This is a genomic window from Streptococcus sp. E29BA (assembly GCF_041807805.1).
GTDB classification, from domain to species: domain Bacteria; phylum Bacillota; class Bacilli; order Lactobacillales; family Streptococcaceae; genus Streptococcus; species Streptococcus entericus.
On the sequence record NZ_JBGTZA010000042.1, the window covers coordinates 1 to 13,414 of the forward strand.

The following is a 13,414-nucleotide window of genomic DNA, read 5'->3' on the forward strand; positions in this document are numbered from 1 at the left end:
ACACCTATGGTTAAGCGAGTTATCGCTTAACAAAAACACTTTATAAAAATTGTACAGAAAAGGGGTGCCTTTTCACTTGATTATATCGCGAGGTTGTTTGAGAACAGCCTCTGCCTCAGCATAGTCTAGGGTATAAAGCACATCAAAGACACTACTCATGTAGCCTTTCAAATCACTAGCCTGTTTGAAGCGGTCTGGCGAGACATTGACATAGCGTCTAGCCTGTTCATATTCCTTGAGTTTGCTAAAATCAAAGATGAGGTTATAGGTTAATGCATCCTCAGCATGGAGGAAGTAAGAGCTTGATTGTAAGAGCCCCAGTGCATAGTTTTCAGCTCCCATACCAGCTCGTCGGTCATAACCACCTAGATAGGCTATACCGTCGTTATTATGAACAGTTTCGTGGGTAAAGACAGAAGCGCCATAATCATCCAGTAATTTATCATAAACAAAGGCAATCCGTGTGCCATCGGCAAAGGCCCCCTGACCAGCTCCATAAGGGAAGAACGCACGATTTCCGATAGGTCCAAAGAAATCCCTAATGGCTTGATTAGCTTCTGTACCGAACATCGGTAACCACTTCTGGTTGTTGTTGACATAGTAGCCATCCCATACAGGCATTGGCTTGATGATGCGGTCACGACTACGCGCTGGCGCCAAACGGTACCACGCATCAAAATGCCTTGCCTGACGTTCAGCTGTCAAGCGAACCCGTTCCTTGATGTGCTCAATTTGCTCGGCGCGTGACTGACTGCTGCTGGTGTCAATGTATCTGTCATACATGCCGTAGGAGATAGATCCCATGGTGGTGATGATGTAAATCCCCTCTTTAGCGGTTAGCAGTGGTAGGATACCGTTTTGCTCACGGTCGCTAGATAGCAAATGGTAAACACGGACATCTTGGTCAGGTAGCTCTTTTGATTTTTCCTCAACGATATAGGCCTTGGTTGTTGCTTTGAACCAGCTGTTATCATCAGTAAAGTCGGTGAAGAGTTTTCGGTTCGTTGTCAAATAGCTGAGCAGGTCAGTTTTACCAGTATTTGGCGCAATTTTTTCAGCATAAGTTCGCACATGGTTGGCAGGATTTAGGAGCTCATACCCCTCTTTCCCTTCAGTCAAATTGACCAGCCATTCCAAGGTGTGGACAGGCTTGCCAAAGAAATCCTGATGGAAGCTTATCATGTCTTTCAAAGCTGTTGTTTGCTGGGTGCTAGCATTGGTTAGAGCAAGATCATACCAGCGGTTCAAATAAGCCAAACCTAACAAGATACGCTCCTTATTGCTCTGGATGTAGTCAATCAGATACTGGTCAAAGTTACCCCCTGTCGTGTTCATAACCCTGTCAGTTGCCAAAATCTGACGGAGCTGGTTAGGGAGGTCAGATTTGATGGTGTTGAAACTATCCTCCAGATATAGTTTATCCATGGCATCTGACAAACTACCGAATTTAGGGTCGATTGCCAGGGCACTAGACATGCTTGGTGATTTGTAAGCTAAGTTCTCAAGACTTGGTAACACAGCTGCGATGATATTATCATAGTTGGATAGAAACTGATTAGGGGTATAAATTAAATTGGTTCCTGTGATTGTGTACTCGCTCACCGCTGGATTGGCAAAATTTTCCTTGAAGGCTATTGGCAAATAGCTGATGCTATCATCTTCAAAGTGCAACAGGAGACGGTTGAGCTCCGTGCGTACCCTGCTGACATCGGCAATGAGCTTGTCGCCGATCATTGGAGTGACAGACAAAAGCCTGTTGGTGTAGAGTTTATCCGTCTGGTCAATCTGATTGACGACATTCACAATCGTTTCTTTATTGTAGAACGGTAGGAGTTTTTCCGTATTAGCATAGGCAATCTCACGATTTTTGCTAGCACCAGGCAAAAGTGTGTAGTCTGTTTGCCGTCTATTAACATTAGTAGCTAATGGAGCATTTTTGCCGACATAGAAACTGAACTGTTCACGGTACTTGCCTGCCTCGCTGGTTTCGATCAGTTGATCAAAAGCTGTTGTCACTTTGTAAACTGGTTGACCATTTAGCGTGGTCTCTTCGATATGTTGAATGGGTAGGAGAATATCTTTGAAACGCTTGGAACTCACACGAGCCATATATTCAGACGGGGCAAGCATCGGCTGCTCTTTGAAGCTATCAATGGTCAGTAGTTGCCCATTTTGATAGGTCTGTAAGCTCACGGTATCAACATCTTTAATCTCCAGCTTTTTGAGCGATAAGGTGAGTTCACGCCGGTCAATCAGTTCTGCCTGAGGTGTCTGGTCAGTGGTACAGACCATCACTGTGCGGAGTGAATAAGGGGTGTTGTAATCAGCTAATGAAATGACTTTTCCAGAGAGCTCCTCTTGTGAAACGAAGAACTCGCCGACCTGTTCGCTGTCTTTATAAACGCGGATGACGGCCTTTTCAAAAGCATTATCAGGGTCTGTTAGTTGATAGGCTATTGTAGCTGTCTTAGTCAAATTATCCTGAGAAAGACTCGCTACAGTGAGCGACGGCACTTGCTTTTTAACTTGCAACAGACTGATGGCTTGAATAATGGTTTGAACAGAAACGTCAATTTGTTCTTGAGTTGATTGACTATCTTGAAGAATAGCTTGTGCTTGAATGAGTTTATCTTGAAGATTTTTCCAGCTTCTTGTGGTATAAGGTGATGATTCGAGCTGCTGAGCTTCGGTCAGTGCGATGGCTAAGCGACTTTTATCAAGGGAACTTTCAGGGACACTAGGCTTGCTTTCTGAGTTTTCCTCAGTTTCTTCCTGCTTGTTACTAGGCTCGGTTGATTCATCAGGTTTGTCCAGAGGTTTATTTGTCTCTGGTTTATCAGAATGGTCAGCTGTTTCTTCACTTACTGGGTTGCTTGTATTTTGATTAGTTTCACCTGTATCTTTTTGAGCCTTTTCCGATGATGAGGGCGATTCAGTTTCTAACCTAGTCTCATTTGTTATCTCAGCTTTATCCTCTGGCGAATAATCTTCGTGTTGGCTAGCTTGGTTGATTTTGCTAGCTGGGAAATAGTAGCTGAAGCCTTGACCATTGATAGTGCTCTCTGGCTGTGGTAGTTGCTCGCCTAAAGTAACGAGGTGTGTCTCCGTCAGAAATGCCTGTAGCCCAGCTTCGATGGCTCTGCTATTGGCAGTCGTGAGGACTGCCCCGCCCAAACAACAAATGATAATGAGCTTAGCCACCCGTTTTTTATCATGTTTGGTCAGTAGAAGCCCAACAGCAGTAATGCCTAACCCTGCCAATAGCCCGATGAGGTGACGCGCTTGATCGCCAGTATTAGGGAGTCGAAGAAGTCCTTTATTTTCTTGATAAGCGAGGATGTAGGTGGAGTCTGCTCGTGCGATTTCTTGGCTGAATTGCTTGCCGTCAATCAGTTGTTCTTTTTCATGACTACTGAGATCTGTGTAATTGACATAATGATAGGTGATGGTGACTTGTTCATACAGAGTATCAGCCTGAGCCGTCACTGGTGAACAAGTTGGAGCGAATTTGGCTAAATGGTCGGGGAAACTCTGCCCAACGATAGCTGTAGTAGCAATACCGACAACGGTCGATGCAACAGCAACTTTTAATTTACGAATGGAAAACCTTAGTGTTTTGTTTGTCCAATTCATACTCTCTTCATTTCTTAATATAGATATTGTATGCGTTATCAGTATATCATAAAAAGGTTTTTTGTCTGCTAATAAATGGCAAAATAAACAAAAAAATACAAAAACCCATGTCATCTAATAGACAACATGGGTGAGAGATTCGGTTATCTTTGGGATAATAGGATGGCAGGTCGGAACTGAATATTATAGTTGATTATCCTCGACCTTATTGAGGTAAGTTTCTACTGCTTTCAAGGTGTCTTCTAATGCCCCTTCTTCAAATGGTGAACGTAAATTGGCAGCGGCAACGATTTGCAGGAAAGTCTTGGTGCCACCCAGTTGACAGATGTGGAGGTAGTCTGCCCAGGCTGTTTCGTTCTTGTCCACCTGCGTGCGTTTCCAGAATTGTAGGGCGCAGACTTGAGCCAGTGTGTAGTCGATGTAGTAGAACGGACTAGAGAAGATGTGTCCTTGTCGGAACCAGAAAATACCGCGGTCAAGCGCTTCTGATTCAGAGTAGTCCTTGCTTGGCAGGTATTCTTTTTCCAAGCGTCTCCAAGTGGCTTTGCGCTCGGCAGGTGTCATGTGTGGCTTTTCATAGACGTCGTGCTGGAAGTGATCAACAAGAACCCCATACGGTAGGAAGAAGAGGGTACCAGACAGGTGGCTGAAGCGGTATTTATTGGCCTCTTCTTTGAAGAAATGCTCCATCCACGGCCAAGTGATAAATTCCATGGACATGGAGTGAATCTCACAAGATTCATAGGTTGGCCAGAGGACTTCACCAGCAGAAATCCAGCGAGAGTTATAGACTTGGAAGGCGTGGCCTGCCTCATGGGTCAAGACATCGATGTCACCGCTGGTACCATTGAAATTGGCAAAGATAAAGGGACTGCGGTAGTTTGGAATGTAGGTACAATATCCGCCAGTGTCCTTACCGTCTTTTGCAACCAAGTCCAAGAGGTCGTTGTCCGCCAAGTAGTCAAAGAACTCGCCTGTCTCTTTAGAGAGCTCACTGTACATGCTTTGTGCAGCAGCTACTAGCTCATCAGGGGTGCCCTTTGGTGTGGCGTTGCCCGCTAAAAATTCTAGGCCGAGGTCGTAATGCTTGAGCTCGCTTAATCCAATCCGTTTGGCTTGGCGTTCACGGAGTTGGTTGACAATCGGAACCACCAGACGCTTGATTTCTTCACGGTAGGTCTTGACCATGTCTCGGTCGTAGTCAAAGCGGTTCATGAGCTTGTAGCCATATTCTACATAGTCCTTAAAACCTAGAGTGGTCGCGATCTCATGGCGAACCTTGACCAACTTGTCATAGATGTTATCAAAGTCAGCCTCATGTTGCTCAAAGTAGGCAGTCACGGTGTCTACGGCTTCCTTACGAGTGGCACGATCTAGACTTTCATAGAATGGAACCATTTGAGAGATGTTGTAAGTACCGCCTTGGAAGTCCATCTGAGCGGTCGCCATTAGCTTGTTGTAGCGGTCAACCAGCTCATTTTCCTTTTGGAAAAGAGGGATAGCCGCTGAAGAAAAGGTAGCCAGCTTATTTTCTGCCATGAGGAAGAAGGTTTCAGGCAAGAGGTCGCTCAAATCATCACGGAAAGAACTAGCAAGCACGGCCTTATAGTAGTCTGTGAAAATCTCGTCAAAGAGCGGTCCATGCTCGTTCCAGAAGTCGGTTTCTTGGTTGTAAAAGTCATCTTTGACATTGATGGAGTGACGGATGGAGCAGAGGGTGCTCTGGGTGTCGATGTCTGCTTGGATAGACTGGATAGCACGGATAGCAGCCTTGGTGTCCTCTAGGGTCTGAGTTGCACGAAGCTGGGCAGTTAGCTCTGCCATTTGCCCCTTAATTGCAGCGTAATCAGGACGAGTGTAAGTATAGTTGATAAATGTCATAAAAAAACTCCTTTTCTTTTATTGTACGGTATTTCAGATGATTTGACAACCATCCGCTGAAATGAGAAAACATGAAAAGACCTTAAAAGACCTTATGTTGGACTTCCTCTTTGTTTTATGCTATAATACCTAAGCTTACCAATACTTAAGAGGAATGATGCCATGGGATGGAATGATAAACAATTGCGTTTTTCGATTAGAAAGTTTAAGGTTGCTGTCGCGTCAACGGTTGTTGGCATAGCTATCTTTGGAGGATTAGCTGGTTTACAGACTGGTTATGTTGCTGCAAATGAGCAAACAACAGCACAAGTTCAGTCAGAGAAAACCGTGACCATTGATTATATTTATGTCAACTATGATGAGTTAACGCCTGAGCAACAAAACCTACTTAGACGTACCGATAAAGATTTTGCAGAGGAAATTGCGACCGACAACCAGTCGTATGTCTTAGTTTATAAGAGAGATACTGGTCTGCTGTCTCTGCCGAGCACTGGGGACACAGCGACGACCTTGCTGACACTCTTGGGTAGTTTAGGGATTATTGGGGTGATTCTTGCCGTAAAACGCCAAAATAAGCACTTAGTCGCTCAGCTCATCGTTATTACTGGTTTAGCTGGGGCGGTACTTTCTGTGACGGATACAGAGGCTTTACAAACTGCCTTGAAACACTTTCTCACAGAGCAATATGTGGTGACGGTTGGGGAACATTTGCCTAGACCGAAACAGCTTTCCGAGCTTGTAGACCATCAGCGATTTGCTTATTACATTTTTCAAGAAGAATTAGAACCAGATAAAGCTCCAATTCAAAAAACTTCTCCGGTAGATAAAAAGGAAGAGGGCGAATTTCCTATTGAGCAAAGTCAAAAAGATGACCTGTCACAGGCTGAGGAGGCAACAGGTAAAGATTCTGAACAGTTGAGTCAGAATGAATCAACGATTTCCCCTGTAATTCCGACTCCAACGCCAATGCCACCAGCACCACCGACCAGTCCAGTCACTCCAGCTCCGCCAGTCGAGGGTGTCGAGGTTGTTGAGAGCCGTGTGGCAGTCGTGTCTACTGATGTTGACTACATCGACAGTGATGAACTGTATGTTGGCGAAACCCAGCTGATTAGTGAGGCGGTCTCAGGTGAGAAGCTTATTTCGACCAGCTACAAAACCCTAGATGGACAGCGTACGGATGAGATTGTCGGCAGTCCAGTCGAGACCCTAGTCAGCGCACCTGTTAATGCCAAGGTTAAGCGAGGGACTAAACCTCGTGAGACCGTTCTTCCGACTCCAACGCCAATGCCACCAGCACCACCGGCCAGTCCAGTCACTCCAGCTCCGCCAGTCGAGGGTGTCGAGGTTGTTGAAAGCCGTGTGGCAGTCGTGTCTACTGATGTTGACTACATCGACAGTGATGAACTGTATGTCGGCGAAACCCAGCTAATTAGCGAAGCGATTTCGGGCGAAAAGATTGTTTCGACCACTTATAAAACTCTAGATGGACAGCGTACGGATGAGGTTGTAGGCACACCTACTGAGGAGGTCACGACCCAGCCCGTTAAGGCAGTTGTTAAACGTGGGACTAAGCCGATTGCAGGTCAGGTGACCGAGGAGCGTACGGAGCCAATCGCTCACGGTGAGCGTATGGTTGAGGACCCTGAACAGTATACAGACTATCGTGCCGAGGCAGAAGGTGCTGATGGTGTTCTAACCATTACCGAAACCTTTGCGACGGTGAGAGGTCAAAAAGAGGGCTCGCCGCTCACTAGCAGCAGCCGTGTGACGACTGCGCCAGTTGACAAGGTCATTACTGTAGGTATCAAGCCAATCGAAGGCACGACAACAGTTGTGACGACAGCTCCAGTGACGACTCCGGAGATTGACTACCAAGATAGCTCAGACCTTTACGAGGGAGAGACCCAAGAGGTCAGCCCAGCTGTTGCAGGTGAGAAGACCATCACGACCGTTTACAAAACTGTTCGTGGAGTTCAGACATCAGAAGTCGTCGGTACCCCGACTGAGGCAATCACGACCCAACCCGTTAAGGCGGTTGTCAAGCGAGGGACAAAAGTGAGAACAGAAGCTGAGCGTCAGAATCCGATGCCAGCGGCAGCAGTTCAAACAGTTTCTGTTGGTCAACGCCCGAGTGCTGAGGCTAGTGTTGAGGCGACAGGTTTGACCAATGTGGCTAGTTATACTTGGCCGACAGAGCCGTCAACATCGACCGTTGGTCAGAATGTTCCAGGGATCGTTTTGGTGACTTATACTGATCAGTCGACAGATTTGGTTCCTGTCACCATCAACGTCATCCAAAATAAGACCAAGCCAAATCTGATTTTGGAAGAGTTGGTTGAGTTCGATGAGGACAAGAAAATAACCCTCAACTATGCCCTAGAAGATCCAACCAATAGCTACAAGGGAGCGACCATCTCGATTTATAATGGTGATGCACTGGTCAGAGAATTTACCCTATCGACCATGGATGCATTTGATGTGTCTGATTTGGATTGGAACATTACCTACACCCTCAAAGGCAGATTCACCTATGATTTGGAAGACGGTAACGGGGTTAAAACAGAGGACTTGAGTATTCGCCAGTTTGAGCTGGACTACAAGCACTTGGAAATCAAACACGTGGTGTCTGCTGGTCTCTTCCAGAAACAGACTGATGGCACCTATAAGCAACTTGATATGATAAAAGAAGCACCAACAGCGCTAACCGACTATTATGTTAAGGTTAATTCTAATCAGCAGCGAGATATTTACCTGTCAGTCAATAGCATTGAAGCGGTTGAAAAGGACGGTAAACAACTCTACAAGGTCGTGACGGCAGCACCAGAGTTGATTCAGTATAGCGATGATTTAGGTAAGAATCAAGATAACTACACCTTCTACGTGCGCCAGTTTGTCCCAAGTGAAGGCAATAAAATACGCACGTTTGCTGATCTAGTTACTGCTCTGTCGGCCAATCGAACAGGGACATTTGAGCTGGATGAGGACCTGAAGGCAGATGAGTATACTCTCCCTGTTGGCGCTAAAAGCTATGTCGCTGGTAATTTCTTTGGTCGTCTGTTGGGCAACAACCATGCCATTTACAACCTCAAGGCACCGCTCTTTGAAGGCCTGCAAAACAATTTTGAAATCCGCGATTTAGATTTGAAGCAGGTGGCTATCAACCAACCAGCAGCCGCCGAGATTGGGGCTTTGGCCAAGACAGCTTATGGCTATGGAGAAGGGCTAGTGAGCAATGTGGCTGTTCAAGGCTCAATCTTGGCCAACCGCAGTGTTGGAGGCTTGATTTATCGGGCTAATAATGTGCGCTTGGAGCAGGTGGCCTTTGAAGGAGACATCACCGCTCGAAACAGCAGTACCGCTAACTTTACTGGTGGTTTAATTGGTTATGCGCAGTCTAATACTCAGGTCAATGGTGCTATCATTGATGCGACGATTCGGGTTAATGGACAGTATGCTGGTACTCGTGCTGGTGGTGCCGTTGGTGTTTTGGAGCATGCTAGAACAGGTCTGACCAATCTAGTGGCCAAGGGTGTTCTGGATAACAGCAGCGGAAATACCTCAGCCTATGTCGGAGGTCTCGTTGGGCAAGTGATTGCTAGTCCGCAGTTTACTAATACCATCACTGAAGTCAAGGTGGCCAAAGGCCGATTAGCAATTGGTAATTTAACCAATACACCTTCGCGTGTCTTTGATATTGTGACGGTTAATGGCGTCTCAACTGGGTCAAGTGATGAGACAGCAACGAGCATCACGGCTGAAGCTGCTAAGGCTAAGCAAGACGCCATGGGACTAACGGTAACATTGGCAGATTCAGGCATTGACCTCAATGTTTATAATGTTGACTATCAAGCGGTTCGTGGGGCTCAAGCCTCTAAGGTGCTGGCCTACAAAAACATTGAGAAATTCATGCCGCTTTATAACAAGGAATTTATTGTCAAACACGGTAACCTTTTGGCAGCCGACCATGACTTGGTGACCAAGACGGTAGTATCCGTGATTCCGATGGCAGATGATCGATTTGTATCGGATTATCTAACGGATAAGCAAGCCATTAACAGGGTTATGGTCTACTTTGCGGATGACACGAAGGCTTATTATAATGTCGCTTATCTTGAAGACTTTAAGCAGACGGGTGTTGCTGAGTACCAAGTTGATGGTCTGTCCTTGCTCTACACGCCTGAGCAGATTTTGAGTCATCTGCCGAGCCTAGCTAGCCGTGTCTTGCCAGCCTTGAGTGGCGTGGACTATTATGCCCCCGAGACCCTAACGGCTCTCGGGAAGACCGGCAATGCTCAGGAGTTGATGGATAAGCTCTACCTGAAGGAATCCTTTGATGCCATTAAGGGCAATCTAGTTAATGTCTTGCAGGGAGTTTTGTCCACTGCTGATGTCATTGCCACCGATCGAACCGACTTGGTAGATCACATCGTCAAGAACAAGGAAGCCTTAATCATGGGACTGTCCTATGTCAACCGTTGGTTTAACATTGATTTTGGTCAGGTCAATGCTAGAGACCTAATCCTATATCACCAGGATCTCTTTGGCAAGTCAGCTAGTACCTTAGATTGGTTAATCAGCCTTGGTCAGTCCTATGACCAGCTCAAGTTGATTAATCATTTGGATACTTATGCCACTATCACCAAAGCCTACACAGGTGTGGCTGATGAATTTGACTACCTCAGTGCTTATCGTCGTCTCTTTACCTCCATGGATGAGAATACTTGGTTTAAGGTAACATCTAAAGCTTATATGGCTGAAGGAAATTCGCTGGCCAAACCAGATGCAGAGGTGCGCGCCTACCATAAACTCCTTGAAGATGGACAAGCTAAGAAATTTATCTTGCCACTATTGACTGCTAGGGAAGGTATTTTCTTCATTTCCAACATGTCAACACTTAACTTCGGCATGTTTGACCGCTACATGGATATGAACTTGAAGGTGACAGATCCAGTCCGTTACGAAGCTGAGTTGGCTAGAGTTAAGGCCATGGTAGATATCAGCAATATCCGCTATCGAGATCATTTTGACTTTTGGTATCGGATGTCACTTGATTCCGTTAAGGATAAAAATATCAAAGCGGTACCGAACTGGGATGGTTACAATATCAACCGTTCAGGCTTGAATAATGGGCGTTGGTTGCCAATGTTTGGCGATACTAACGATGCTATTAAGGACTTCTTTGGTCCTATTGATGGAGCTTTGTGGTCACAATTTGGAAACAATGGTGCTGGTGCTTATGCGACTGGTTCATACACCCACTTCATTATCCTAAAAATGTTGGAAGAAGAAGGGGCTTCTGGGCACACTCATGAAATGGTTCATAATTCTGATGGCGCGATTTACTTGGGAGGTTACGGTCGTCGTTTTGGACAAGGAGCTGAGCTCTACGCCTTGGGCATGCTTCAAGCACCGTACACGGCTCAGACCAACTATTTTGCCATTAACAACCTCTTTGACTTCCGTGGTACGGCTGCAGAAAATGCAGATAACCGCTATCATAATCTATCTCCAGATCGCTTCCAGACGAGTGATGATTTGAAAGATTACTTCCGCGGGGTGTTCGATGTGCTGTACACCCTGGATCAGGTTGAGGCTGAAACCGTCTTGTCTCTGCCAAAAGACCAGCAACGTCTTTTCTATCATAAGATTGAAAATGACTATATTCAAGATGTCAACCTTAGCATTCCAACTCATGCTGGTAACCGTGTACGTAAATTTACGGATGCAGAATGGCAAGGCATGACCCTGACCCGTGTGGCAGATTTAATTGATCATGATATTGTGAGCAACCGTGAGTTTGCGATTAATAGTGGCACGAGCCGAGACTACGCCCGAAATGGCTACCATACCGTACCGTTCTTCTCAGCGATTTACTCTGCCTTGGATAATCCAAACGGGGCGCCCGGAGACATCATGTTCCGTCGTATGGCCTTTGAACTCTTGGCTGCCAAAGGCTACGAGGGCGGTTTCCTACCATATGTTTCTGGTCAGTATGCTCAGCTCGCGACAGACCGTGGCATCACAGGGACCGAGACTTGGCCGAGAAACCATACTGTGGGTAGGATTACTGATAGTTTGGTCTTTGAGCAAGTCTTTGGTAGCGAATACTCTGACTGGAAAGCCTTCAAGAAAGCCATGTTCCAAGAACGAGCAGATAAGCTGAATAGCTTAAAACCTGTCACCATTACCTACAAGGGAGCAACGGTGACCATTTCATCAGCTGACCAACTCAAACAACTGATGGCAGAAGCAACCCGAGAAGATATGAACAGGTTTTTGACCGGCACACCAATTAGTGTGACTGCTAACAATAACGCTTACGCTAGCAATTCTCGCGTGAAAGAATTGAAGGCGAAAATCTTTAATGCTTACTTGCGTCAGACAGATGACTTTAGAACATCAATTTACAGCAACTAGGCGAATACTTGAAAGGTTTGGAGAAGACATTCTTCAAACCTTTTATTTTTAATCACTATTATGTTTTACAAACTAGTTGATACATGCTATACTAGCATTAGACAACTAATAGGTAAAACATACTAGATGAGAAAGGAGTAAAGATGGCAGAAACACAGTTACTTAAGGGAGTGCTTGAAGGGTGTGTGCTTGATGTCATTGCACAGGAGGAAATTTACGGCTATGAACTTATTCAACGCCTAAAACAGCATGGCTTTTCAACGATTATCGGCGGAACGATTTATCCTTTGCTGCAAAAGTTAGAAAAAAGAGGCTTGATAGCAGGTGTGATGAGAGCTTCGCCAGATGGACCTGACCGTAAATATTTTCAGCTGACGGAGGATGGTCGGGTTTACCTGAATGATTTTTGGAAGCAATGGACAGAATTAGTGGATAAAGTTAGTCAAGTTAACGGAGGAAAATATGATGAAAAGACCTAACATCTATCACTATCAGCAATAGATCAATCAAATCCTCAAGGCATTGCGACCTGAAAACAGGGCTTATTTTGACCAGCTGGAACAGTACATAATTTCCACAGCTTTGACCCGTGATGAGGAAAAGCTCTATGAACAGATTTATACCATGGCGAGGGATTTGTAGGAGGCGGAAAAAGACGGGCTTACTGCTGAAGATTTTTTTGGTACCCAGCCCAAAGATATGGCGGATGAGCTATTAGCTAATAGTCCTAAAAACCCTTTGAGACGTTTCTTGGAATTTACGGTTGTCTTTATGGTTGTTAATCTTTTCTTGTCTTTTTTCAAAACAGGGCAACTGACAGTGGACATGGTAAAGGAACTCGTAACTGCTGGGCTTATGGTGGCAGGTCTAGCCTTTGTTTATCACCAAAGAAGAAAAAGTTCTATAAAACTCCGTTCAATCCTTATAGGAAAACAGTTTGGTACGGTCTGGTGTTTGGGATGCTTCTCCCTCGTTTGATCGAGCACTTACCTGCTTCAGGTCTGCTCATAACCATTCCGAGTCCACTGGACAGTGTTGTTTTACTGGGCATCATTGTCTTTCTCGCTTACAAACTCTGGCCGATGCCAAGCTATCGCCTCCTTCTCTTGCCAGCCCTTGCGCTTTGGTTTGGCGGTTTCTTGGGACAATGGCAGAGCAGGGGAGTAGATGTCGATATGTTGAGCAGCTTTTGGTTCAAAAGTTTACTGGTTTTGGCTATGGTTGGTCTGTCCTTATTTGTAGTGATAAGAAAACAGCGACAAGAACGCGGACTCGATTAGAACGAGCTCCTATTGGAGAGATTTAAACCTTACCTTGCTAAGCAGGGTAAGGTTTGTGCTATAATGAAAAAAGGAGGATAAGCGCATGAAGACTAATGTGATACTTGGCTTGGTATTTTTGATGTGAATCGGTTACACTAAACTAGACAGAATTTATAAAGTGTTCTACACTAAAGAAAACAGGAGAACTCTATGTCTAG

General features: G+C 45.5%; 5 protein-coding genes. 3 read left to right on the top strand and 2 right to left on the bottom strand.

Going from position 1 to position 13,414, the window contains the following annotated elements:
• Nucleotides 1-72: 72 nt before the first annotated feature.
• Nucleotides 73-3,633, bottom strand: coding sequence for a ZmpA/ZmpB/ZmpC family metallo-endopeptidase (locus ACERC8_RS08805; protein WP_373659520.1), 3,561 nt, complete (start codon nucleotides 3,631-3,633; stop codon nucleotides 73-75).
• Nucleotides 3,634-3,816: 183 nt separating this feature from the next.
• Nucleotides 3,817-5,514: a M3 family oligoendopeptidase gene (locus ACERC8_RS08810; protein ID WP_373659521.1), complete on the bottom strand. Its 1,698-nt coding sequence runs from the start codon at nucleotides 5,512-5,514 to the stop codon at nucleotides 3,817-3,819.
• Between the two features lie 162 nt (nucleotides 5,515-5,676).
• Here ACERC8_RS08810 and ACERC8_RS08815 point away from each other — a divergent pair, with 162 nt between their 5' ends.
• The 3 genes from ACERC8_RS08815 to ACERC8_RS08825 all read left to right on the top strand — a co-directional run bounded on the left by ACERC8_RS08815 (nucleotide 5,677) and on the right by ACERC8_RS08825 (nucleotide 13,214).
• Nucleotides 5,677-11,934, top strand: coding sequence for a ZmpA/ZmpB/ZmpC family metallo-endopeptidase (locus ACERC8_RS08815; protein WP_373659522.1), 6,258 nt, complete (start codon nucleotides 5,677-5,679; stop codon nucleotides 11,932-11,934).
• A gap of 143 nt (nucleotides 11,935-12,077) precedes the next feature.
• Nucleotides 12,078-12,413, top strand: a complete 336-nt coding sequence (locus tag ACERC8_RS08820; protein WP_373659523.1) for a PadR family transcriptional regulator — start codon at nucleotides 12,078-12,080, stop codon at nucleotides 12,411-12,413.
• 480 nt (nucleotides 12,414-12,893) lie between these two features.
• Nucleotides 12,894-13,214, top strand: a complete 321-nt coding sequence (locus ACERC8_RS08825; protein ID WP_373659524.1) for a hypothetical protein — start codon at nucleotides 12,894-12,896, stop codon at nucleotides 13,212-13,214.
• Nucleotides 13,215-13,414 lie beyond the last annotated feature (200 nt).

Coding starts and splice junctions, on each gene's coding strand:
- ACERC8_RS08820 (WP_373659523.1), top strand. CDS start 12,078: ATGGCAGAAACACAGTTACTTAAGGGAGTGCTTGAAGGGTGTGTGCTT.
- ACERC8_RS08825 (WP_373659524.1), top strand. CDS start 12,894: ATGCTTCTCCCTCGTTTGATCGAGCACTTACCTGCTTCAGGTCTGCTC.
- ACERC8_RS08815 (WP_373659522.1), top strand. CDS start 5,677: ATGGGATGGAATGATAAACAATTGCGTTTTTCGATTAGAAAGTTTAAG.
- ACERC8_RS08810 (WP_373659521.1), bottom strand. CDS start 5,514: ATGACATTTATCAACTATACTTACACTCGTCCTGATTACGCTGCAATT.
- ACERC8_RS08805 (WP_373659520.1), bottom strand. CDS start 3,633: ATGAATTGGACAAACAAAACACTAAGGTTTTCCATTCGTAAATTAAAA.